At 56.6% G+C, this 22,594-nt stretch carries 20 protein-coding genes; 10 read left to right on the top strand and 10 right to left on the bottom strand.

The features are described 5' to 3' along the window. Window positions 1–15: 15 nt before the first annotated feature. Window positions 16–1,026, bottom strand: a complete 1,011-nt coding sequence (locus H7848_RS10070) for a ribose-phosphate pyrophosphokinase (protein WP_208350764.1) — start codon at window positions 1,024–1,026, stop codon at window positions 16–18. A gap of 109 nt (window positions 1,027–1,135) precedes the next feature. On the opposite strand from H7848_RS10070, the gene H7848_RS10065 reads away from it, so the two are divergent. Continuing rightward, on the top strand, window positions 1,136–1,735 hold the full coding sequence (locus H7848_RS10065) for a 2-hydroxychromene-2-carboxylate isomerase (RefSeq protein WP_208350763.1): 600 nt from the start codon (window positions 1,136–1,138) through the stop codon (window positions 1,733–1,735). Further along, on the top strand, window positions 1,735–2,526 hold the full coding sequence (locus H7848_RS10060; protein WP_208350760.1) for an alpha/beta fold hydrolase: 792 nt from the start codon (window positions 1,735–1,737) through the stop codon (window positions 2,524–2,526). The genes H7848_RS10065 and H7848_RS10060 overlap by 1 nt, the downstream gene beginning before the upstream one ends. A gap of 930 nt (window positions 2,527–3,456) precedes the next feature. Here H7848_RS10060 and H7848_RS10055 read toward each other — a convergent pair. Continuing rightward, on the bottom strand, window positions 3,457–4,023 hold the full coding sequence (locus tag H7848_RS10055) for a GcrA family cell cycle regulator (protein ID WP_208350759.1): 567 nt from the start codon (window positions 4,021–4,023) through the stop codon (window positions 3,457–3,459). A gap of 109 nt (window positions 4,024–4,132) precedes the next feature. Between H7848_RS10055 and H7848_RS10050 the strand changes: the two genes are divergently transcribed. Next, window positions 4,133–4,936 (top strand): ABC transporter permease, encoded by an 804-nt coding sequence (locus tag H7848_RS10050; RefSeq protein ID WP_208350757.1) that lies wholly within the window; start codon window positions 4,133–4,135, stop codon window positions 4,934–4,936. On the opposite strand, the gene H7848_RS10045 is transcribed toward H7848_RS10050, so the two are convergent. Continuing rightward, window positions 4,908–5,726 carry a DMT family transporter gene (locus H7848_RS10045; RefSeq protein ID WP_336512084.1) on the bottom strand — a complete coding sequence of 273 codons (819 nt, stop codon included), beginning with the start codon at window positions 5,724–5,726 and terminating at the stop codon, window positions 4,908–4,910. The genes H7848_RS10050 and H7848_RS10045 overlap by 29 nt on opposite strands. Window positions 5,727–6,039: 313 nt before the next feature. On the opposite strand from H7848_RS10045, the gene H7848_RS10040 reads away from it, so the two are divergent. The 5 genes from H7848_RS10040 to H7848_RS10020 all read left to right on the top strand — a co-directional run bounded on the left by H7848_RS10040 (window position 6,040) and on the right by H7848_RS10020 (window position 11,094). After that, on the top strand, window positions 6,040–7,218 hold the full coding sequence (locus H7848_RS10040; protein WP_208350752.1) for an aspartate aminotransferase family protein: 1,179 nt from the start codon (window positions 6,040–6,042) through the stop codon (window positions 7,216–7,218). A gap of 79 nt (window positions 7,219–7,297) precedes the next feature. Further along, the gene (gene argF / locus H7848_RS10035; protein ID WP_208350750.1) at window positions 7,298–8,224 is read left to right on the top strand and encodes an ornithine carbamoyltransferase; all 927 of its coding nucleotides are present in this window, start codon (window positions 7,298–7,300) and stop codon (window positions 8,222–8,224) included. An 83-nt stretch (window positions 8,225–8,307) separates the two neighbouring features. Continuing rightward, the gene (locus H7848_RS10030; protein WP_208350748.1) at window positions 8,308–8,961 is read left to right on the top strand and encodes a protein-L-isoaspartate O-methyltransferase family protein; all 654 of its coding nucleotides are present in this window, start codon (window positions 8,308–8,310) and stop codon (window positions 8,959–8,961) included. 87 nt (window positions 8,962–9,048) lie between these two features. Further along, entirely contained in the window at window positions 9,049–10,461 is a 1,413-nt protein-coding gene (locus tag H7848_RS10025) for a TolC family outer membrane protein (protein ID WP_208350745.1), read from the top strand. 72 nt (window positions 10,462–10,533) lie between these two features. Continuing rightward, a complete protein-coding gene (locus tag H7848_RS10020; protein WP_208350916.1) occupies window positions 10,534–11,094 on the top strand; it encodes a hypothetical protein in 561 nt (186 codons plus the stop codon). Here H7848_RS10020 and H7848_RS10015 read toward each other — a convergent pair. Beyond that, entirely contained in the window at window positions 11,091–12,542 is a 1,452-nt protein-coding gene (locus H7848_RS10015; RefSeq protein ID WP_208350744.1) for a cobyric acid synthase, read from the bottom strand. The genes H7848_RS10020 and H7848_RS10015 overlap by 4 nt on opposite strands. Window positions 12,543–12,641: 99 nt before the next feature. Next, window positions 12,642–12,971: a DUF6280 family protein gene (locus tag H7848_RS10010; RefSeq protein ID WP_208350743.1), complete on the bottom strand. Its 330-nt coding sequence runs from the start codon at window positions 12,969–12,971 to the stop codon at window positions 12,642–12,644. A gap of 210 nt (window positions 12,972–13,181) precedes the next feature. Here H7848_RS10010 and efp point away from each other — a divergent pair, with 210 nt between their 5' ends. Together efp and H7848_RS10000 are read left to right on the top strand one after the other, a co-directional pair. Beyond that, complete coding sequence (gene efp, locus H7848_RS10005) at window positions 13,182–13,745, top strand: elongation factor P (RefSeq protein WP_208350742.1); 564 nt, start codon at window positions 13,182–13,184, stop codon at window positions 13,743–13,745. A gap of 156 nt (window positions 13,746–13,901) precedes the next feature. Continuing rightward, complete coding sequence (locus tag H7848_RS10000; RefSeq protein WP_208350741.1) at window positions 13,902–14,555, top strand: peroxiredoxin; 654 nt, start codon at window positions 13,902–13,904, stop codon at window positions 14,553–14,555. Window positions 14,556–14,592: 37 nt separating this feature from the next. Here H7848_RS10000 and H7848_RS09995 read toward each other — a convergent pair whose 3' ends face one another. The 5 genes from H7848_RS09995 to H7848_RS09975 all read right to left on the bottom strand — a co-directional run bounded on the left by H7848_RS09995 (window position 14,593) and on the right by H7848_RS09975 (window position 22,144). Continuing rightward, window positions 14,593–16,137 carry a Ppx/GppA family phosphatase gene (locus H7848_RS09995; RefSeq protein WP_208350739.1) on the bottom strand — a complete coding sequence of 515 codons (1,545 nt, stop codon included), beginning with the start codon at window positions 16,135–16,137 and terminating at the stop codon, window positions 14,593–14,595. A 161-nt stretch (window positions 16,138–16,298) separates the two neighbouring features. Further along, window positions 16,299–17,822, bottom strand: a complete 1,524-nt coding sequence (locus H7848_RS09990) for a putative bifunctional diguanylate cyclase/phosphodiesterase (RefSeq protein WP_208350737.1) — start codon at window positions 17,820–17,822, stop codon at window positions 16,299–16,301. 298 nt (window positions 17,823–18,120) lie between these two features. Next, entirely contained in the window at window positions 18,121–20,292 is a 2,172-nt protein-coding gene (locus H7848_RS09985; RefSeq protein ID WP_208350735.1) for an RNA degradosome polyphosphate kinase, read from the bottom strand. Window positions 20,293–20,334: 42 nt separating this feature from the next. Next, window positions 20,335–21,021 carry a P-loop NTPase family protein gene (locus H7848_RS09980; RefSeq protein ID WP_208350733.1) on the bottom strand — a complete coding sequence of 229 codons (687 nt, stop codon included), beginning with the start codon at window positions 21,019–21,021 and terminating at the stop codon, window positions 20,335–20,337. Continuing rightward, window positions 21,014–22,144, bottom strand: coding sequence for an AI-2E family transporter (locus H7848_RS09975; RefSeq protein ID WP_208350731.1), 1,131 nt, complete (start codon window positions 22,142–22,144; stop codon window positions 21,014–21,016). The genes H7848_RS09980 and H7848_RS09975 overlap by 8 nt, the downstream gene beginning before the upstream one ends. Window positions 22,145–22,594: the final 450 nt, after the last annotated feature.

The following is a 22,594-nucleotide window of genomic DNA, read 5'->3' as shown; positions in this document are numbered from 1 at the left end:
GGCGGGGCTTTTTATTTAGCTATAAAACCCCTCGTAAATCGGGGTCAGGGTTTCGGTTTCGAACAGTGAACTGACCGACGTGCCGTTCCAGATGTTCAGGATGGCCTGGGCCAGCATTGGTGCGGTTGGCAGGATGCGAATGTTGGGGGCGGCTTTGACGGATTCGGTGGCTTCGATTGAATCGGTGATCACCAGGCTTTTCATCACAGACTTCGTAATGCGTCCCACTGCGGGGCCTGACAGAACGCCGTGGGTGATATAGCTGTGCACCTCGGTCGCGCCCGCATCTGACAGAACTTCGGCCGCCTTGCACAGCGTGCCGGCCGTATCACAGATGTCATCAACGATGATGCAGGTCTGGCCCTCGACCTCACCAATCACGGTCATTTCGGCCACTTCACCGGGTTTATTGCGGCGCTTGTCGACAATGGCCAGACCGCAGCCGATCCGCTGCGCCAGTTCACGCGCGCGGGCCACGCCGCCCACGTCGGGCGATACCACGGTCACCTTGTCAAGGTCAGAAAACTGCGCCTGAATATCCAACGCAAAGATGGGCGAGGCGTAAAGGTTATCCACCGGAATATCGAAAAAGCCCTGTATCTGCGCCGCGTGTAAATCCATTGTTAGGATACGCTCAATCCCGGCCTCAACCAGCATATTCGCCACCAGCTTGGCAGAAATCGGGGTGCGCGCCTTGGTGCGGCGATCCTGGCGGGCATACCCGAAATAGGGGATCACAGCCGTGATCCGCGCGGCAGACGACCGGCGCAACGCATCCGAGATAATCAGCAGCTCCATCAGATTGTCATTCGCCGGGTTCGACGTGGGCTGGATGATAAACATATCCTCGCCCCGCACATTTTCGAACACTTCAACGAAAATCTCACCATCATTGAACCGTTCAACCCGGGCATCGACCAACCCCACGTTGATGCCGCGATGCATCGACATACGACGTGCGACGGCGTTGGCCAGTGTCCGGTTGGCATTACCGGAAATCAGTTTCGGCTCAAGGATGGTTGGCATTTTCTTCGGTGTCCCCAGGGCTGTTCCGTTTGCAACGGATTCGTGACGTTGACACCGCTTAGCATGCGTCTAACGTGGCGCAAAGATTTTGCCACGTGGGAGGTAAACGATGGCACATATAGACTACTTTTTTGCAACGATCTCACCTTTCACCTATCTGGCGGGCACCAAGCTGGAAGATATGGCGAAAAAGCACGGCGCCACGATCACCTATAAGCCTATGGATATCATGGGGCTTTTTGCCCGCACCGGGGGCATCCCGCCCAAGGATCGGCACCCCAACCGTCAGGAATACCGCAAGCAGGACCTGGTGCGCCGGGCCAAACTGCTGGACATGCCGCTGAACATTCAGCCCGCCCACTGGCCCACGAATCCTGCGCCATCATCCTATGCGATCATTGCGGCCCAGGCTTCTGGCAGCGGCGATGTGGGCGCGCTTGTGCATGCACTGACCCGCGCCTGCTGGTCTGAGGAAAAAGACATCGCGCAAGATGACGTAATCCGCGATTGCCTGACAGCTGCCGGGTTCGACGCAAGCCTGGCCGACAGCGGTATGCTGCAGGGGGCCGAAACCTATGCCGCCAATCTGGAAGAGGCCGTGAACCGCGGTGCCTTCGGCGCCCCCTTCTACATCACTGACGACGATCAGCGCTTCTGGGGGCAGGATCGCCTGATGGATCTTGAGGCCCACCTGGAAGGCCGCATCTAGTGAAAGACATCCGTGCCGGGCATCAGGTCTTCTGGACCCAGGCCGGGCAGGGCGAAACGCCGGCGGTCCTGATCCACTGTTCACTGGCCCATCACGGGGTTTGGGCCGGTGTCATGAAGGCGTTGTCTGACACGCACCAAATGGTGGCCTTTGATATGCCGGGGCACGGGCGGTCGGGGGACTGGACGGGCCCGGGCGATTATCAGACTGAGACGACGCGCATCGCTGCCAGCTTTTGTGACGGTCCGGTGCACCTGATCGGCCATTCCTTTGGGGGCACTGTCGCGCTGCGATTGGCTTGTGAGCAACCCGAACTGGTGCAGCGCCTCAGCCTGATCGAACCTGTGTTCTTTGCCGCCGCACGCGCCGCGGGTGATCCCGCCTATGATCTGCATGTCCAGCGGTTCCAACCGTTCGTGCAGGCGATGGACACCGGCGATCACGACACCGCCGCGCGGGTTTTCATGGACATGTGGGGCGCGCGTATGCCGTGGGACGCGATGCCGGAAAAACAACGCCAATACATCATCGACCGCGTGCCGCTGATCCCGCTGCAAGGCACTGCGATCGAAGACGATACAGCGGGCCTGCTGACCTCAGGCGTCATTGAGGCCCTGCCGATGCCCGTCGACCTGATCGACGGCGGTCAGTCGCAACCGGTCGTGGGCGCCATCCTGCGCGCACTGGCCCAACGCATCCCCCACGCCCGCCGCACCACAATCCGCGACGCTGGCCACATGGCGCCAATCACCCACCCAAAACAGATCGCACAGATTTTGCGAGATTTGTGAAACAAATGCATCGCTCCTAAAAACTGAAACGCTCTGCACAATGAGTTCGCCCAATGGACTCATAAAGCAATCGTAAGCCTTGCAAAAATGACCTAGATTGCCCAGTCTATTGAAGGGATTAGAAACGGGGGGCTCGTTTTGCTATGCAATGGTGGCCTGGTCTGGGTGCATTTGGCCTTTTGGCCTCTGGCGGTTTTGCTAACGGCCATTGTTGCCGATCATAACCGATTTAACCTCAAAGAAACTCTGCTTGCAGCGATCGGTATGAAAAATTTCGATCGGACGCCTGTGATCAACGTTTTGATGGCCTTGACTTTGCTGCTGCCGCTGGCGGTGGCGATTTGGATAATGCGGACTTGCTAGCGTCATGTAGTCTATTTTGGTTTTGTGAGCCCCTCAGCGGCAATAATTTTGGCGCAGGCCAAAACAGACGTGGGCTAAAACAGATACTGCGCCGCTCACTCATATTTTCACCCAGAGTATCACGACGACACAACGTAACACTCGCCGCCCACGCAATAGCATCCTCCAGACGGTCATCGCCTCAGAACACCTCATCATCCTCGGTTGTGAAACTGGATGCACTAAAGATGTTGTGCTTTGGATAAGGGCCATCACTTTCGGCGCGATAGATTGCAACAGTTTGACAAGCGCATTCTGTTGGCGCCGCAAATCGTTAACGCTGGCGATTGGTTAACTAAACCCCGCCAAGACGCGCGCATTGACGCCCCTTGTTGCAACGGAAGAATCGTACAAACGCCATTTTCAGTTCGCACAAAACCTGCGTACAAAACGTACGAATTGTCAGAAACTGTGTATTGAAGCCATCCGAAAACATCAAAAATGTGCAATTTGCACATGCGATTTTGGCACTGAGCGGTGCGTTAACCCAGATGACGTTGCGTTTTGTTTGGAATGCTAAACTTGCGTCTACCTGCGGCGGTCGCGGCGGGTGCTCATGGGTTGAAACGCTACGCCGACATGGGCTTCGCAATAGGGTTTTCCGGCCTGGACCGGTAGCCCGCAGAACCAGAAATCTTCGGTCGCAGGGTCGCCAACCGGCCATTTGCACGTCCGCTCGGTCAGCTCCATCAGACTGATTTTCTTGGCTTTTTTCTCAACCTCATTGACCTTGGCCAGCGCCTCGGGACTGATTTCGTTGGCCGACGGCTGCGGTGGCAATGGTTGGCCCGCAGGAATGATCGCCTTACGCATGGGCACCACGGGTTTCGCATCAGTCTGCGCTGGTTTGGCCTTTTCTGCTGGTTTGCGCGCCGCTGGCTTCGCCTTCGCCTCAGCCTTTGGCGCCGCCTTATCCTTGGCCGCCGTCTTGGCCCCGCCGCCCGATCCGGCACGGTTCGACAACCCAAGGCGATGCACCTTGCCAATCACCGCATTCCGCGTAACCCCGCCTAATTCCTTGGCAATTTGGCTTGCGGACTGTCCTTCGCCCCACATTTTCTTGAGGATTTCGACGCGTTCATCGGTCCAGGACATGGGCTTTCCTTCGTAGCAAATAAAAACAGGCCGCATCGGGGTTGAGTTCTTGGCCAAGACCCTATTCTAGTCACGCAGACCAAAGATACAAGCGACTGGTGGGGGAAAGATGGCAGATTCAACACAGATGGGTGTCAGACGCTTCGGTCGCATCAACTGGATGGGGCTTTACACGCTGTCCGAACGTGAAGTTCGCCGGTTTCTGGCCGTTTGGACGCAAACCCTGGCCGCGCCCCTTGTGACCGCAGGCCTGTTCCTGCTAATCTTTAATCTGGCCATCGGACCCAGACGCGGCGAGGTCATGGGCCAACCCTTTATCGCGTTTCTGGCCCCCGGTATTCTGATGATGACGGTGATACAGAACGCCTTTGCCAACACATCGTCTTCGATCGTGATCGCCAAGGTTCAGGGCAACATCGTCGATACCCTGATGCCGCCCCTTTCACCGCTTGAGCTGGTCCTGGGCTACATCGCCGGTGGTGTCGGGCGTGGGGTTCTGGTGGCACTTGCCATCGGTGTCGGCATGCTGGCCTTTCTGGGGATCGGCATTCAACACCCGCTGTGGGCGCTGATTTTCGTGTTGCTTGGGTCCATTATGCTGGGGGCACTTGGCATCGTTGCGGCTATTTTTGCCAATAAATTCGACCAGATGGCCGCGATCACCAATTTCATTGTTACGCCGCTGGCTTTCCTGTCGGGCACCTTCTATTCGATCGACAGTCTACCACCGATTATGCAGACTCTGACCCATTGGAACCCGATTTTCTATCTGATCGACGGTGTGCGGTATGGTGTTCTGGGCGTGTCGGACAGCTCACCCTGGCTAGGGCTGGTGGTCTGTTCTGCGGCCAGTATCGGCCTTGTGGTGCTGTGTTGGTACTGGTTCAAGCGCGGCTATCGGCTGAAGGCCTGACGCGGCCTTCGCGCCACGCCATAAGGAATGCGCCAGACAGGATCGTTGCGGCCCCCAGTATCGACACCCAGTCGGGGAAAACGTCAAATAAAACAGCGTCATAAAGCGCTGCGAATACCAGTGTCGCATAGCTGAAGACGACGATGAAACTGGCATCTGCCCGGCGCATCGCGTTGACAAAACAGCCCTGCGCACAGGCCATCAACACACCGACCCCCGCCAGCGCAAGCCATTGCTGGGCCGTCGGGGCTTGCCAGACAAACAGCACCGCGACAGTGACCATGCACAACCCGATTGAGTTATTGGTCAGCAAAATCTGATAGGGTGTTTCGCGGCCTGACAGTTTCTTGATGAAAATTAGCTCAAACCCCAGGATCAAGGCTGCCCCAAGAGCCAGCAGCGCCTCGGGCCGAAAGGTATCCGGCCCCGGCCGCAGCAAGATCATCGCACCAAACAGCGCAATCACGGCAGCCGTCCACCGCCATGGCCCGACACGTTCGCGCAAGAAGAAAAACGCAAATATCATCCCGAAGACAGGGTTCAGAAAACTGATCGCCGTCGCATCGGCCAGCGGAATAAAGGCCACAGCGGCAAACATCAATGTCACACCGCCCGCCCCGCAGGTCGTTCTGGCAATATGCAGGCCCATATTGGGCCGTGTATTCAAGTGACTGAAAAGAAAAGGTAAAAAAGCGACCAACACCAACCATGCAAAGGCAAACCGGCCAAATGTAATCTGCAGGGGATGCAGCTTTGGCCCCAGCATATCCGTGCCCAGGGTCTTTGCCATCAGGGTCGTCCCCGCAATAAAAACGGTCGCTACCAGCATAAAAACGATGGCAACTGCGGGGTTGTTTTTTGAATCGACCATAATCGCGCGATGGCACAGGCTGATCGTTGGTGCAAGGCGCGTTTTGAACAGCAAACTGGACAAGCACGGAAAATCCGATATACGGACAATATGAAACACTGCGTATATATCGTTCGCCGACGTCGCTGATCGCGACGCTGTTTCTTTTGTGCTTTTGCACATTTTTTTCCTAAAACTTGACTTGGCTTGATCGCTCCGGCACTCAAAAGCCTCACTTTAAAGGACAATCGCAATGATCCCGTCTGTACTGCCGACATATACACGCGCGCCTTTGACATTCGTCAAAGGCGAAGGCTCTTGGCTGATCGAGGCGGACGGAACCCGATATCTGGACCTTGGCGCGGGTATTGCGGTGAACTGCCTGGGGCATGCGCACCCCGATCTGGTCAAGGCCGTCACCGATCAGGCCGCCGCGCTTTGGCATGTGTCGAACCTGTATCATATCCCGCAACAACAGGCCTTGGCCGATAAACTGGTGGACGCAACATTCGCTGATTCAGTCTTTTTCACCAATTCCGGGACCGAGGCCTGCGAGCTGGCGGTCAAGATGGCGCGTAAATATTTCCATGACAAAGGCCAGCCCGATCGCACCCAGATCATAACATTCGAAGGTGCCTTTCATGGCCGGTCCTCGGCCGCCATCGCGGCTGCCGGGTCGGAAAAGATGACGAAGGGTTTCGGTCCCCTGCTGCCCGGCTTCACCAATCTGCCCTTCGGCGATCACGAAGCGCTGCAGGCCGCTGTCTCGGATCAGACCTGCGCCATCATGATCGAACCCATTCAGGGCGAAGGCGGCATTCGCACCGTGCCCGACCAATGCCTGAAGGGCCTGCGCGATCTGTGCGATGAACACGGCATTCTGCTGATTTTGGATGAGGTGCAATGCGGCGTTGGCCGCACTGGCAAGCTCTTTGCTCACGAATGGGCCGGGATCACCCCCGATATCATGATGGTGGCCAAGGGCATCGGCGGCGGTTTCCCCCTGGGTGCCGTTCTGGCGACCGAAGATGCCGCCAGCGGCATGACCGCCGGCACGCACGGATCGACCTATGGCGGCAACCCCCTGGGCTGTGCCGTCGGATGCGCAGTGATGGATCATGTGGCCGACCCCGCCTTTCTGGATCAGGTCAATCGCACCGCCGGCCTGCTGCGACAAAAGCTGGAGGGCCTGGTCGCCAACCACCCCGATATCTTTGAAAGCGTGCGCGGCAGCGGCCTGATGCTGGGCCTGAAATGCAAGGCGCCAAATGCCGATGTCGTCGCGGCTGGTTATGCAAACCACGTCATCACCGTTCCCGCGGCGGATAATGTCGTGCGCCTGCTGCCCGCGCTGAATATCACCGATAGCGACATAGCGCAGGCCATAGATCGCCTTGATAAAGCCGCCGCCAGCCTGAAGCAGGTGGCCTGATCCTTTATTGTTCCCCAAATACTCCCGGGGGTGCGGGGGCAGGCAGCCCCCGCCGGTCCATAAGAAAAAGCGAAACAAAATGAACCACTTCCTTGATATCCATAAAACCGACCCCACTGATCTGCGGTCGATGATCGATCACGCCAAACAGATGAAAACTGCCCGCAATGGCCGCCCAAGGGGCACACCGGACGATGAATTGCCGCTGACCGGTCATATGGTGGCGCTGATCTTTGAAAAGCCTTCGACCCGCACACGGGTCAGCTTTGATGTGGGTGTCCGTCAGATGGGTGGGCAAACCATGGTTCTGTCAGGCAATGACATGCAGCTTGGGCACGGTGAAACCATTGCCGATACCGCCCGCGTTATGTCACGCTATGTCGATCTGATCATGATCCGCACATTCGACGAAACTGTCCTGACCGAGATGGCAGAATATGCCACCGTGCCTGTGATCAACGGTCTGACCGACCGCACGCACCCCTGTCAGATCATGGCCGATGTCATGACCTTTGAGGAACATCGTGGCCCGATTGCGGGCAAAAAGGTTGTCTGGACGGGCGACGGTAACAATGTCTGTGCCAGCTTCCTGCATGCTGCGGGCCAGTTCGGGTTTGACCTGACTTTTACGGGACCAGAAGTGCTTGACCCAGAACAGGAATTTGTCGATCTGGCCCGATCCAAAGGCGTGGATATCCGGATCGAACGCGATCCCTTCAAAGCCGTCGATGGCGCTGATCTGGTGGTCGCAGACACATGGGTCAGTATGCATGATGCCCAGTCCGCCCGCGAACGCCGCCACAACCTGCTGCGGCCCTATCAGGTGAATGACGACCTGATGGCGCATGCCAAATCTGACGCGCTCTTCATGCACTGCCTGCCCGCCCATCGTGAAGAAGAGGCCACCAGTTCCGTCATGGATGGCCCCAGTTCCGTGATCTTTGACGAGGCTGAAAATCGTCTGCACGCCCAAAAGGCGATCATGCGCTGGTGCCTTGGTGTTTAATCCCGCGGGATAGTGATCCATCATTGCTGCCCGCCTGCCATTGTGGCAAAACGCAGCAAACGTGCCCAGGACAGAGACGACAGATGAGTGATTTTGCCACCCGCCGCCGCATGATGGTTGATACGCAAGTGCGTCCCTCGGACGTGACGAAGTTCCCGATCATCGATGCGATGCTCAGCGTGCCGCGGGAACTCTATGTGCCCGATAGCCAGCGCGAGACCGCCTACATCGGCGAAAATCTGGAACTGTCCGATGACCGTGTCTTGCTTGAGCCACGCACGCTGGCCAAGATACTGGATGGCCTGAATATCGAACCCGATGAACTGGTTTTGGATCTTGGGTGCGGCTTGGGCTATTCAACGGCACTGATCGCGCATATGGCCGAAGCCGTGGTCGCCGTTGAGGAAGACAACGCCATGGCCGAAACCGCGCAAGCAACATTGCTGGACCAGGGCATCGACAACGCTGCTGTGCTGCAAGGCCCACTGGATCAAGGTGCGGTCAAACACGGACCCTTTGATGTGATCACTATTCAGGGCGGCGTCCAAGAGGTGCCTCAGACCATTCTTGATCAACTGAAAAACAACGGCCGCATTGCGGCGATTTTCATGGATGGGGCGCTTGGACAGGTTAAAATCGGCTATAAAAACGACGGTTTGGTCAGTTGGCGTTTCATATTTAACGCAGGTGCGCCCATATTAGGCGGATTTTGGAAGACCCAAAGTTTTCAGCTTTGACATCGTAAAACGCCGCAAGATATTTATATAGCAAAAATCATAAGCGTTTATAGACGTGCTCTTTTGACAGAATTGGTGGGCAGGCAAGTGAACTATATCAAGGTATTCGGCGCCACTGCTACGGCATTATGTATTTCGGTTTCTGCACATGCTGAAACCCTTACAGATGCCCTGATCGGCGCGTATCGGCAGTCGGGTCTTTTGGATCAGCAACAAGCTGTTCTTCGGGCCGCAGATGAAGATGTGGCCCAGGCCTTGGCCGGATTGCGGCCTGCTATCAGTTACTCTGTCAGCGCAGGATACGGCGGGTCATCGACCTTTGACCGTGACACAACAGACAGATGGTCATTGTCGGCCTCGGTCGGTCTTTCGGCTGAAATCACTTTGTTTGATAGTGGCCGAACACGTTTCGCCATTGACGGTGCCAAGGAAAACGTGCTGGCCACACGCGAAGCATTGGTCGCGGTTGAACAGCAGATCCTGCTTCGCGCGGTCATCGCCTTTATGAACGTCCGGCGCGAAGAACAAACGGTGGGTCTGCGCCGCAACAACGTGCGTGTGATCACCGAACAGCTGCGTGCCGCCCGTGACCGTTTTGAAGTAGGTGAGATCACGCGAACCGACGTTGCCCAGGCCGAAGCCCGTCTGGCCGCCGCCCGCAGCAATCTGGCCGCCGCCGAAGGTCAGCTGGCCCGGTCCCGTGAAGAATATCGCAATGCCGTTGGCCGTGCGCCCGGCACTCTTGCAACACCCCCCGGCCTGCCCAGCCTGCCCCGGTCCGAAGATGAGGCCGTGCAGTTTGCACAACGTAACCATCCCGATATCCGTCGCGCGCAACGCCTTGTGTCCGTGTCCGAATTGCAGATTCAACAGGCCGAAGCCGCAATGGGCCCATCGGTTAATCTGTCGGGTAATATCGGGCTGGAACGGGAACGCGGTGGTGTCTACGGGCTGGATTCAACAAATGATGTCGACACCCGCAGTCAGGGCGTCAACATCACCCTAAGCCAACCGATTTATCAGGGTGGGCGGCTGTCATCATTGGTCCGCCAGGCCATGGCCCGCCGTGATCAACAGCGCGCTGGCCTGCATATCGTCGTCAATGATGTGCGTCAGAATGTTGGTAATGCCTATGCCGACCTGCGCGTTGCCCGCGCCAGTATTCAAGCCAGCCAGCAACAGGTGCGGGCGGCGCGCGTTGCTTTCGAAGGCGTTCGTGAAGAAGCCACCTTGGGCGCACGAACCACGCTGGACGTTCTGGATGCCGAACAGGAATTGCTGGACGCGACCAACGATCTGATCGATGCCTCGACTCAGGAATATATCGCCTATTATCAGGTTCTGTCCTCCATGGGTTTGCTGACAGCCGACTATCTGAATCTGGGTATTCAAACCTATGATCCGGCGGCCTATTACAACATGGTCAAGGATGGCCCGACCAACCGCAGCCAGCAGGGACGGCAGCTTGACCGTGTTTTGCGTGCACTAGGTAAGCAATAAGATTCTCTTTACTTGCCGCAAAACGATTCGAAATGTAATATGACCCCTGAAGATTCTTGAGGTCATTTTGAAATGTCTGACGCGCTAAAAAATAATGAAATTGAAAACGTCTTGTCTTCGATAAGACGTCTTGTCGCCGAAGACCCAAAAGTGGCTGCCTCAAAGAACGCGCCAGCGGAACGTTTGCTGCTGTCGGATACGCAACGGATTTCCGAAGTGAAATCTGTTGAAGATGTCGAAGTCACTTCGGACAGTGTGTCCGAACCGGCCCAGGAAAAAACAGTGGAACGGCCAAAACTTGAGGTTGTTGATTTTTCCGATCACAAGCCGGTCGCAGAGGTCAAAACCGATACCCCCAAGATTGCACCTGAACAGCCTTTTTCGGCGAAGAAACCCGAAACGGTTGTTGAAGACGATCTTGATGACGCCATTCTTGAGAATGACGATGACGAAAACATCGACATTTTTGCTTCGGACGATGGCGGGTTTGACGAAGACGCCCTGCGTGATCTGGTTGCCGAATTGGTTCGGCAGGAACTGCAGGGTGAACTGGGCGAACGTATTACGCGGAATGTGCGCAAACTGGTCCGCCGCGAAATTCATCGCGCGCTTGCCAGCCAGGAACTGAACTAAACCTCAGCCGCCAGACTTTCCAGCATGTCCAGATCCAGGTGCTGTTCAAGATGCGCGGCCAGTGTGTCCAGTACCGTTTCGACCTTTGCACCATAGCTGGTTTGACGTCCACTGCCGCCAACAGTTTTCAGGAACGCTGTTCGGAAGGTATCGGATTGAAAAATACCGTGAACATAGCATCCTTTGATCCGTCCATCCTCTGACATGGCACCGGCGCGTTGACCGTCAATCATCAGCCATGGGCGACCACAGTCTGCACCAGTCGTCTGACCGATGTGAATTTCATAGCCGCTGACAGCGTGGTCTGTCGCGATCTCTTTTCCCTGCACCTGCCGTACGGCCTTGTCAGGTTGCATAGTGGTCTCGACACTCAGTAACCCCAGACCCGGCGTGTGGCCCGCCGTGCCCTCAAGCCCATGCGGGTCAGCAACCATGCGCCCCAGCATCTGATAGCCACCGCACAGACCCAAAACATGCCCGCCACGCCGCACATGGGCGCGCAGATCAATATCCCATCCTTGGTCGCGGAAAAATTTCAGCTCGGCCAGTGTGGATTTTGTGCCTGGCAGAATGATCAGCTTTGCATCGCCGGGCAGCGGGTGCCCGGGTTCGATAAACTGCAACTGAACATCCGGCTCTGCGGCAATCGGATCAAGGTCATCAAAATTGGCAATACGGGAAAGCCGTGGGACGGCGATCTTGACCGGACCAGTCCCTGACCCGACAATATCCAAGGCGTCTTCGGCGGGTAACCTGGCCGCATCTGGAAACCACGGCAAAACACCCAAAGACGACCAGCCCGTCTGCGCTTCGATCGCCGTCATGCCATCAGCAAAAAGCGAAACGTCGCCGCGGAATTTGTTGATGCAAAAAGCCTTGATCTGATGGCGATCTGTTTGATCCAGCACCTGATATGTGCCCACCAGCTGTGCGATCACGCCGCCACGATCAATGTCGCCCACCAGGACCACTGGAACATCAGCGGCCAAGGCAAAGCCCATGTTCGCGATGTCGCCCGCGCGCAGGTTGACCTCAGCCGGACTGCCAGCGCCCTCGACCAGGATCAGATCTGCGGTTCCCTTAAGTCGATCAAAACTTTCCAGAACGCGGGGCATCAGTGCCGTCTTCGTTTCGGTGTATCCCCTGGCGCCAAGGTTTCCGACCCATTTGCCCTGAACGATCACTTGGGCGCCGGTTTCACTTTCGGGCTTCAAAAGCACAGGGTTCATGTCAACGGTCGGTTCGATGCGCGCGGCCAGCGCCTGAAGCGCCTGGGCCCGCCCTATTTCACCGCCATCGGCTGTCACGGCTGCGTTATTGGACATATTCTGCGGCTTGAACGGGGCCAAACGCAACCCGCGATTGACAAAGGCACGGGCCAAACCGGCGACAATCAGGGACTTGCCGACGTTTGACCCGGCCCCCTGGATCATGATCGCACGTGTCATCTGTACCTCATCCGCCGATAGTCCGGATCTGCAATCCATGCCGACAAAGCAAAACGACCCCGATTGGGGTCGCTTTACTTAAACAATGGGCGTTGAACCCTAGGCAGCTTTTGCTTCCGCAGCCGCCTGGGCCGCACTTCTGCGTTCGCTTTCTTCACGGCTAAGCGCGACCGAGGTCCGAATACCCTTTGACACGAACTCCATCAGGCCGGCGACCACACGTTCATTGGGGTCAATACCGGCGCAACTTAGGACTTCGCGTCCATCCCGCGACCGGGCCCAACGTGCAATCTGCTCTGGCCCATTACCATATTTCTTGTCATCAGCAATGGCATCATCCAATGCAGCAAGCACAACTGCCGCAAACAGCTTACGCGACCGGTTGCCTTGTTCATTGTTGAATGCTGTGCCGTCAACGAAATCGTTCATCTCGCGTCCTTATTCTTGGTCTTGTTTTTCTGGCTAAAGGTTGTCTATCACCTATTTGCTGCGATTCGGGGGCACTCATTACGAATACCAGATATGCACATATTGCATAACTGATGTAAAGAAACATCCATACCATGCAGCTTGCCAGCGTATAACTCGCAAGATATAGGTGCGGTTAACTGTTCTTCAACCTTTATAAGTGGTCTTCAAATGCCGAAAATCAACGGAAACGAAATCCGGCCCGGTAACGTTCTGGAACATAACGGGGGGCTTTGGGCCGCTGTCAAGGTTGACCACGTCAAGCCTGGAAAGGGCGGTGCCTTTGCCCAGGTTGAACTACGAAATCTGCGCAACGGCTCGAAACTGAACGAAAGATTCCGGTCCGCGGACAAAGTCGAAAAGGTGCGTCTGGAACAGAAAGATCAGCAGTTTCTTTATGAAACAGACGGCATGCTGGTGTTTATGGACACCGAGACTTATGAACAGATTGAATTGCCTGCCGAAATTCTGGGCGACCGCCGTCCATTCCTGCAGGACGGCATGACGGTGCAGATCGAATATTATGAGTCCGAGGCGCTGAACGCCAGCCTGCCGCAGAAAGTCACCTGCAAGGTTGTTGAAACCGAACCCGTCGTCAAAGGTCAGACTGCTGCGAACAGCTTTAAGCCCGCGGTTCTGGACAATGGCGTCAAGGTCATGGTCCCGCCCTTTGTCAGTCAGGATGAAGACATCATCGTGAACACGGAAACCATGGAATACACCGAACGCGCCTAACTCGAAGATAACATTCTGCAAATCCGGGTGACAGCGGGACAGCTTGGGTCGGATTAGCCCGTTTTAGTCGATGATGTTCCTAACTGAACGGCAAGCTCTGGTATAACAGAGTTGAATGCGTATTTTGCAAAACAACAGACCAAAAAGGGGGAAACCATGTCGCTTCGCATAAACGATGTTGTACCGGATTTCACGGCTGAAACGGATCAGGGGATGATCCAGTTCCACGATTGGATCGGCGACAACTGGGCCATCCTGTTTTCGCATCCCAAGGACTTTACCCCGGTGTGCACAACAGAATTCGGTGTCGTCGCGCAGTTGGCGGATGAATGGGGAAAACGTGGCACAAAGGTCATCGGCGTGTCCGTCGACAGCGCCGTTGATCACAAGAAATGGAAAAGTGATATCGAAGGCTATGCCAGTGCGACGGCCGGGTTCCCCATTATCGCGGACGAAGGGCTGAAGGTGTCGAAACTGTTCGACATGCTGCCGGCCGAGGCCTATCTGCCCGACGGTCGCACACCCGCCGACAGCGCTACGGTGCGGTCGGTTTTCATTATCGGGCCCGACAAGAAACTGAAGCTGTCGATGACCTATCCAATGACCGTCGGTCGCAACTTCGGTGAAATCCTGCGGGCGCTGGATGCCCTGCAAGCCACATCCAAACACGGTATCGCAACACCCGCGAACTGGACCGTCGGCGAAGACGTCATCATCCCGCCATCCGTCAACGATGCCGATGCCAGAGAAAAGTTCGGCGACTTCGACGCCGTTCTGCCCTACCTGCGCAAGACGAAAATCCCGTCGTAAAAGATGTTTGGCGGGTCATAGAGGCCCGCCAAAAGATCTATTTTCTGACCTTAACATCCGTTTCCGCTTCCAAGGATGCGGCCAGGGATTGAAAGCGGGCTTCGGCGACCTCTCCGAACAGGGGCGCGGATTGGGGGGTCAAAACCAAATCCAACTGCCTCTTTTTCGGAAACCAGCGCATTTCGCCCATCGGCTGGTCGGCCTGCAGCCACAGCATCGCGCCAAAGCGCATGGCTTTTCCCAGGACCTCGGCATCGCGTTTGGCCGTGTCGTCGATCATTCCTTCGAAATCCTCAAACCAGCTGCCGTCGTGTTTGCTGCGATAGCGGAACAGCAGGGCCAGCCCCAGAAAAACGCGTTCTGAATGTTTCAATCCACCAAGGTTTGATCGGGTGACGCTGTCAAAACAGACCTCGGCGCGATAATCCGGATGGGCCCGCCAGCTGACGTCATGCAGCAGACATGCCGCCTTGATCAGTCGCAGCCGTTCGGGGCGGGCTGACTTGAACAAGGGGATGATAAAATTGAACAAGACGCGGCCAAAGCCCGGGATGCGCGCGTCCTTTGCCTCGGCAAAGCGGCAGGCCTCGATCAGCGGGTCACGGTCGCGCAGCCGCTGCGGCATCTGTTCGTAAAGCATACCTTCGCGGATGCCATAGCTGGAAATCGCGATATCACGCGGTTTGAATTCGCGAACAAGCTGTTTTAGCACCTCACCAGCGATCGGAACCAGTGACATCCGGGCAGACGATATCCCGCAGCGCGACCGCAGCTCATCCAGATCATGCCTGGCGATATAATCCAGCGTTTCGTTCACCGCGCGGCGGCTCATCCGGTATTCATGCAGAACGTGCAGAGGGTAGTTCTGTCGCTCCATATCGATCCGCGCGATGGCGCGCCACGATCCACCCACCAGAAAAAGTCTGTTTGATTGCGGCCCCAGCTTCTCATGCAGCTGTTTCAGCGTGTCTGTGATGTGGGCCTTGCGACCCTTTTTGCCGCCCTTGATGTCCCTTAACTTCAGCGGACCCAGGTTCGATGACACCCGTTTGCCGACGCGGCCATCGGAAATCTCGGCCAGTTCCATCGACGACCCGCCGATGTCACACACCAGCCCATAGGCCCCAGGCCAGCCCAGTAAGACGCCTTGGGCTGACAGTCGCGCCTCTTCCTCGCCATCGATGACCCACAGCTTCAGGCCTGTTTTCAGCAAAACCTCTTCCCGAAAATCAGGGCCGTCTTCGGCTTCGCGCACGGCGGCCGTGGCGACCGCCGTCAGGGGCGTGATGCCCATGCCCTCGGCAAGTCTTTGAAACCTTTGCAAAGCCGCCAATGCCCGGACGCGACCTTCGGGGTTCAGTCGGCCTGTGTCGGACAATCCTGCCCCAAGCGCGCACATGATCTTTTCATTATAGAAATAGGCCGGACTGCGCGCCGCGCCGTCGAACACAACCAACCGCACCGAGTTTGAGCCGACATCCACCACCCCAACCCGACTAAGCGCCCTGGCCGAGGCATCGTCAAACAGGGGTCTGCCAAATGGCCCCCAATCGTCATTCGCGGGCTCTGCAGTGCCGTCCATATGTCCTCACAGTCTTTGTGGGACAATGCTATGACTAACGGGCGCGCGTCAATTGTCAGGATGCAGCTTTACCAAATTTTAAATGCGAAGATCAGTTCAATTACTGATCAAGGCGCGGCACACAGTTCGGGGTTCCGTGCACCGCAGTATTTTAGCGATGTCTAGCCAGCCTGACGGTGGGCCGTATCAGCAACGTCGCTGTTGACGATCGGTTCGACTTCCCATTCGGCCCACTTTGTTTCCAGCAGCCAGGACACCTGATCCGCTGATACCGCCTTTTCAAACAAAAAGCCTTGTCCAAGCGAACAATTCAGCGACCGAAGATAATCAAGATCCTCGGCGGTTTCGATGCCTTCGGCTGTGACATCCAATTCCAGCCCCCGCGCAAGGGTCATTATGCCGGACACGATTTTCTGGTTTTGTGGTTCAGTGGCAATATCGGTCACGAAGCTACGGTCAATTTTGATCCGATCGAATGGCAACTGACGAAGACTGGCCAGACTGGAATACCCGGTGCCGAAATCATCCAATGCCACGGCCACCCCAAGATCCTTGAGCGCCTGCAGTTTTTCGCGTGCGACGTTGAAGTCGTGGATTACGGATCCTTCGGTCACTTCGATTGTCAGACGTCTGGCATCAAAATTGCATTCGGTCAGAATCTGCTGGATGTGTTCGACCAGTTTTGGATCATGAAACTGATAGGCCGAGACGTTGAACGAAATTGAAAGATGGTCCGCCCAGTCCTTTGCCGATGTGCAGGCCTGACGTAGCAAGCAAAGACTAAGTGCACCGATCTGTCCGCTGTCTTCTGCAATCTCAATGAAAACGCCGGGTGGGATCTGACCATGCTGCGGGTGCTTCCATCGGGCCAGAACTTCGAAGCCTGTCAGCTTTTTTGTGTCGATCTGGATAATTGGCTGAAACCAGGGCTCGATGTATTTGTTTTTGATGGCTTCGCGCAGGTCAGCCTCAATTTCGGCCCGCTCATGAGACTGGCGATCCATTTCAGCGTCGTACCAGGCAAATTGGCTTCTGCCCTGACTTTTCGCCATATAGAGCGCCTTGTCAGCCCGACGCATGGCCTCGGTATCTGACATGCCGGGCGTCCAGTTCACCAATCCGATACTACAACTGACAAAAATCTGCCCTGTGCCGAAGTTTATAGCCTTTTCGACGGAATGAAGCAGCCGCCGCATCATGCGTTCTGCCTGCAGAACAGTGGTGCCAGGCGCAAGAATTGCGGCAAACTCATCACCGCCCAAACGTGCGACGGTGCTGTCATTGCCGACCTCAGACTGAACGCGCTTCGCGACCACCCGCAGTGTTACATCACCCGCAGCGTGACCGTGCAGATCATTGATTGGTTTAAAACGGTCCAGGTCCAGCATCACCAGAAAACGGTTTGCTCCCTTTGCAACGGTTTCCTTTGTCTGTTTGACCTCGGTTGAAAAGGCGCGGCGGTTCATCAAGCCCGTCAGCGGATCGTGCCGCGCGTGTCTGTCCGCCAGTTTGCGCTGCTGATCGCGTTCCTTAACCAGCCTTTTAAGGCGCTGCCACTGAAAGACTACTGAAAACATGAGCGCAATTGTCAGATTGATGATCAACAGCGCAATTTCGTCGATATCCGAGTCTTCATGGGCGCGGGTGTAATAGTAAAACCGTTCAAACAATTCCAATTCAGCCATAATCGGCCACGCGATAAACGCGGACACGAAAAAAGACATCGTTACAACAAACTGTTTGGAAACCCTGCGGCGTAGACCTTTAAGAACCGACATCATCACTAACCCCAACTGATCGCCCTGATTTGCCTAAAGCAGTGGCCAAATCACGCTGAGATTCGGTAAATACAGGAACAAAGAGTGAATATTTATTGAGTTAATTTTTATCGAAGCGGGTGCCCGCACTGCTGAGATTATGCCTTATGGCCCCTAACAATCTGAATTCACGACAATATTTGGCATATATTTTTGGAAGGTGAAATTAATCCTCGGTATGGGTCAGTTTGGGCACGTCGCTGGCGCCTGCGGATCCGCGGCCGGACAGGGATGGGTTTTCCATGAAGAACCGGTGGCAGTTGAAGGCGAATTCGCCTTCGGGCATTTCGGGACGGGTGAAGCCGCCGTCGGGGGCCATGATCCAGCTTTGGGCCACATCGGCCAGGTTGGCTGCCATGATCTGGCTGACGATCTGGGCCTTCACCGTAGGGTTCGTGATATCGACCAGCGTTTCGACCCGCCGGTTCAGGTTGCGGCCCATCCAGTCGGCCGAGCTGATGTAGACCTTGGCCTTTTTACCCGGCAGACTATGACCATTGCCAAAACAGACGATGCGCGAATGTTCCAGAAACCGCCCGACAATGGATTTCACCCGAATGTTGTCGGACAACCCTTTTATGCCGGGGCGCAAGCCACAAATCCCGCGGATCACCAGATTGATTTTCACCCCCGCCTGACTGGCCGCATAAAGCGCGTCGATCACATCGCTTTCGACAAGTGAGTTCATTTTGGCCCAGATCTCGGCTGACTTCCCGGCGCGGGCGTGGTCGGCCTCGGCCCCGATCATGTCAATCAGACGTTGTTTCAGGGTAATCGGCGAAATCGCCAGGTTTTCCAACTCGGCCGGTTCGGCATAGCCCGACAGATAATTGAAAACCTTGGTCGCATCGCGGCCCAATGCGGGATCACAGGTGAACAGCGACAGGTCTGTATAAATGCGCGCTGTGATCGGGTGATAGTTGCCGGTGCCATAGTGGGTATAGGTCACTAACTGATCGCCTTCGCGCCGGACAACGGCGCTGATCTTGGCGTGGGTTTTATAGTGCATGAAGCCATAAACCACATGGGCGCCCGCGCGTTCCAGACGGCGGGACTGGCGGATATTGGCGGCCTCGTCAAAGCGGGCTTTCAGTTCGACTAAGGCTGTGACCGACTTGCCGTCTTCGGCGGCTTCGCACAGCGCCTCGACAATGGGCGATTCCTTTGAGGTCCGGTAAAGCGTCTGTTTGATCGCCACGACATTCGGGTCGCGCGCGGCCTGCTGCAGAAAACGGATAACAGTATCAAAGGTTTCATAGGGATGGTGCAGCAGCATATCCTTTTGCCGGATGGCTGCGAACATATCGCCGTCGTGATCGGTCACGCGTTCGGGCACACGGGGCGTGAAGCTGGGCCACAGCAGATCGCGCCGGTCATCAATAACCAGTTCAGACAGGTCGGACATGCCGATCAGGCCGTCGATTTCAACGACCTCCTCGGGGGTGACCTCGGTTTCTTCCATAATCACGGATTTTAATCCATCGGGGGCATTTGCGCTGATCTTCAGGCGCACGACTTCACCCCGGCGGCGGCGCTTCAGGGCAACTTCGAATTCGCGCACCAGGTCTTCGGCTTCGTCTTCAACCTCAAGATCGCTGTCGCGCAGGATGCGGAAATTGCAGTGACCCGTGGTCTTATAGCCTGGGAAAATGCTGTGTGTGTGCAGCAGCAGCAGTTCTTCCATCGGCAGGAACCGATGCTGCCCTTCGTCCGACGGCAGGGCGATAAAGCGGTTGATCTGCTGCGGTACGGGCAAGAGCGCCCGCAGCTTTGTCTTGTCCTTGATCCGTTCCAGTTGCAGCGCCAACGAAAACCCGGTGTTGGGGATAAAGGGAAAGGGATGTGCGGGATCAATCGCCAGGGGGGATAGAACGGGAAAGACGCGGTTCAGGAAGATATCGGCCAGAAAGTCCTTATCCGCTTTCGACACCCCATCGGCGGTCAGGATCTGGATGCCGTTGGTTTCCATTTCGTCTTTCAGCGCCTCATAAACCGCCTGCTGTCGCTCCATCAGGTGGCGGGCATCTTCGTTGATCAGCTTCAGCTGTTCGGCGGGCGACAGACCATCGGCGGCGGGTGTGGTGTTGCCGGCATTGGCCAGTTCGCGCAGGCCCGCCACGCGCACGGTATAAAACTCATCCAGATTGTTGGCCGAGATCGACAGAAACCGCAGGCGTTCCAGCAGGGGCACGCGGGGATTTTCAGCCTCTTCCAACACGCGCCAATTGAAGCCCAGCCAGCTGAGTTCACGGTTATAGAACCGCGCAGGGCCGCTGAAGTCTTCGTCCAAAGCAATGGGGGCGGGAAAGGCGGATTTCAGAAAATCTGTTTGTGTCATGTCTGCCCCATATTGCTGTTTTATGTGAAGGTCTTATGACGATTATGGGTCGGGGTCGCGCAGAATGTCCAGCACGTCGGCGGCCAACCCCCGGTTCAGCTTGCGACGATTGGCCAGCGCGATGCGGTCCATCAGGGCGACAACCTGTCCGGCTATGTCAAAGGACCGTTCCATATTGGACACCAGATATCCGATGACTGTCGGCGCCGGTGACAGCTGGCGGTCGGCAAAAAGTTTCAGCAGCACGGCCGCCAGCAGGGCGTCATCGGGCGGGTCCAGTGTGGCAACCGATGTGCCCTGCAGACGACTGGCCAGATCGGGCAGGCGGGTGGGCCAGCGGGATGGCGCGGCGTCGCCCGTCAGCAACAGCGTTCCGCCATTTGCCAGGATCAGGTTGTGCAGATGAAACAGGGCTTGTTCAGCACTGTTCTGCCCCGCGATATCGGGAATGTCTTCGACGACCAGAAACGGGTTTTGTGCCAGGGCTTCAATGTCACTATCCGCAAGGCCGTTGGCAGCCAGTACGTCGGCGCCCGTATCACCCGCCCAGACATGGGCCAGATGCGTCTTTCCCGACCCGCGCGGGCCGGACAGGATCATCTTGCGATTGGGCCAGTTTTTCCAGTCTTCCAGCGTGGCGACGGCCAGGGCATTGGCGGGCGATACAAAGAAATCTTCACGTCCGCGGGCGGTTTTGCTGGGCAGGTTCAAGCCAAGCTGTTCACTCATCTTCTTCGGGTTCGTCCCCGTTTGAGGCCACTTTGCGTCCGCTGACCCCGGTATAAAGCCTGCTGTCCTTGTATTCACTGATCGCAAATCGCGCCAATACCCCCAGCATCGCCGCCACGGGCACAGCGATCAGCATACCGACAAACCCAAACAGCGTGCCAAAGACCGACAGCGCAAAGATCAGCCAGACGGGGTGCAGGCCCACACTGTCGCCCACCAGTTTGGGGGTCAGAAAGTTACCTTCAACAATCTGGCCGATGACGAAAATACCGGCGACCAAGCTGATCCGCAGCCAATCTGTCTGCATCTCGCCCGTGCCGGTTTCCACCGCGCCCCAGTATTGAAACAGTGCCAGCCCTATGGCCAGCGCTCCGCCCACCAAGGCCCCGACATAGGGAATAAAGGTGATCAGCCCGGCGATGAAGCCGACGATCAGACCGAACTGCAGCCCGACCGTCATCAAGGCAAGCGCATAATACGTGCCCAGGATCAGACAGACCGTGCCCATGCCACGGATAAAGGACGCAAGTGCTTCATCCATTTCACCGGCCAGACGTCGGATCGTGGGTGCGTGATCGCGGGGCAGCAGACCATCCAGACGCGCCATCATACGATCCCAGTCCAGCAGCAGATAAAAAGCGATGACCGGTACCAGAACGATCAGTACGACGATGTTGATCACCCCCAGGGCCGAGGTCAGGACCGTATTGATCAGCTCGCCGCCGCGGGACTGGATCGCCTCGCCAATGGCCAGAAGCTGCTGACGCGCGGGCGAGTCCGAATCCAGCAGCGATGGGAAGCGTTCTGTCAGAAAAGACTGCAGATCACGGAAGGCCTGGGGTGCCACGGATATCAGATCTGTGGCCTGAGCGATCAGGGTCGGGATCAACAGGATCATGGTCAGAATAAAGATCAGAATGGAAAAGACCGTTATGATCACCGTCGCCAAAACACGGCTGGCGCCCCATTCTTCCAGCCGGTCCGCCAAAGGATCAAGGCAATAGGCAATGGCGCCCCCCAGCACAAAAGGCAGCATCACATCGCCCAGAAACCACATAAGCGCGAAGAACAGCGCAATGGCCAGGCCCCAGTATTTCGCTTGTTGTTCGACGGGAAGTGCCATGAATGTCCATAGGTATAGGTTTTTCTTTTCATCGCCGATGACAGGCGGTCATGCAAGGGACAAATCAGGATATGAGGTCCCGGTGCGGGGCCGGGACTGGGCAGATGTCTGGTATTTTGGCCGGTCATCAGCCAATGCGTACCGGCCCGTGAACGCGCCGCAGGCGCCGGGCCATCGTCGACCCGCCCCCACGGGTCGGCGATTTGTCTGCCTTCTGCGAAAAGCTGCGACACCACATGTGACTTGCTGCCATAAAGCACATCAGCGGTCTGATCACATCGCCCACCCGCGGGCCGACGACGCCCCTGCTTAGACCTGAGGTGATGCCTGCTGCTATCCTTCTTCGCAGTCCCGGACTTGATCCGGGACCTCATGAACCCAACCAAACCCGTCAGAACGGTCACCAAGGTTCAAGCTGCCGCTTGCCTGTAGGGCAACCATCGCCTAAAC

The organism is Pseudaestuariivita rosea, from assembly GCF_017592335.1.
GTDB lineage: Bacteria > Pseudomonadota > Alphaproteobacteria > Rhodobacterales > Rhodobacteraceae > Parasulfitobacter > Parasulfitobacter rosea.
The sequence above is the reverse complement of the archived record's forward strand: the minus strand, read 5'-3'. Positions and strand labels throughout refer to the sequence as shown.

What these genes read in the sequence shown, in the direction of transcription:
- H7848_RS10070 (WP_208350764.1), bottom strand. Translation starts at nt 1,026, where the DNA reads ATGCCAACCATCCTTGAGCCGAAACTGATTTCCGGTAATGCCAACCGG.
- H7848_RS10065 (WP_208350763.1), top strand. Translation starts at nt 1,136, where the DNA reads ATGGCACATATAGACTACTTTTTTGCAACGATCTCACCTTTCACCTAT.
- H7848_RS10055 (WP_208350759.1), bottom strand. Translation starts at nt 4,023, where the DNA reads ATGTCCTGGACCGATGAACGCGTCGAAATCCTCAAGAAAATGTGGGGC.
- H7848_RS10050 (WP_208350757.1), top strand. Translation starts at nt 4,133, where the DNA reads ATGGCAGATTCAACACAGATGGGTGTCAGACGCTTCGGTCGCATCAAC.
- H7848_RS10045 (WP_336512084.1), bottom strand. Translation starts at nt 5,726, where the DNA reads ATGGCAAAGACCCTGGGCACGGATATGCTGGGGCCAAAGCTGCATCCC.
- H7848_RS10040 (WP_208350752.1), top strand. Translation starts at nt 6,040, where the DNA reads ATGATCCCGTCTGTACTGCCGACATATACACGCGCGCCTTTGACATTC.
- argF (WP_208350750.1), top strand. Translation starts at nt 7,298, where the DNA reads ATGAACCACTTCCTTGATATCCATAAAACCGACCCCACTGATCTGCGG.
- H7848_RS10030 (WP_208350748.1), top strand. Translation starts at nt 8,308, where the DNA reads ATGAGTGATTTTGCCACCCGCCGCCGCATGATGGTTGATACGCAAGTG.
- H7848_RS10020 (WP_208350916.1), top strand. Translation starts at nt 10,534, where the DNA reads ATGTCTGACGCGCTAAAAAATAATGAAATTGAAAACGTCTTGTCTTCG.
- H7848_RS10015 (WP_208350744.1), bottom strand. Translation starts at nt 12,542, where the DNA reads ATGACACGTGCGATCATGATCCAGGGGGCCGGGTCAAACGTCGGCAAG.
- H7848_RS10010 (WP_208350743.1), bottom strand. Translation starts at nt 12,971, where the DNA reads ATGAACGATTTCGTTGACGGCACAGCATTCAACAATGAACAAGGCAAC.
- efp (WP_208350742.1), top strand. Translation starts at nt 13,182, where the DNA reads ATGCCGAAAATCAACGGAAACGAAATCCGGCCCGGTAACGTTCTGGAA.
- H7848_RS10000 (WP_208350741.1), top strand. Translation starts at nt 13,902, where the DNA reads ATGTCGCTTCGCATAAACGATGTTGTACCGGATTTCACGGCTGAAACG.
- H7848_RS09995 (WP_208350739.1), bottom strand. Translation starts at nt 16,137, where the DNA reads ATGGACGGCACTGCAGAGCCCGCGAATGACGATTGGGGGCCATTTGGC.
- H7848_RS09990 (WP_208350737.1), bottom strand. Translation starts at nt 17,822, where the DNA reads ATGGCTGAATTGGAATTGTTTGAACGGTTTTACTATTACACCCGCGCC.
- H7848_RS09985 (WP_208350735.1), bottom strand. Translation starts at nt 20,292, where the DNA reads ATGACACAAACAGATTTTCTGAAATCCGCCTTTCCCGCCCCCATTGCT.
- H7848_RS09980 (WP_208350733.1), bottom strand. Translation starts at nt 21,021, where the DNA reads ATGAGTGAACAGCTTGGCTTGAACCTGCCCAGCAAAACCGCCCGCGGA.
- H7848_RS09975 (WP_208350731.1), bottom strand. Translation starts at nt 22,144, where the DNA reads ATGGCACTTCCCGTCGAACAACAAGCGAAATACTGGGGCCTGGCCATT.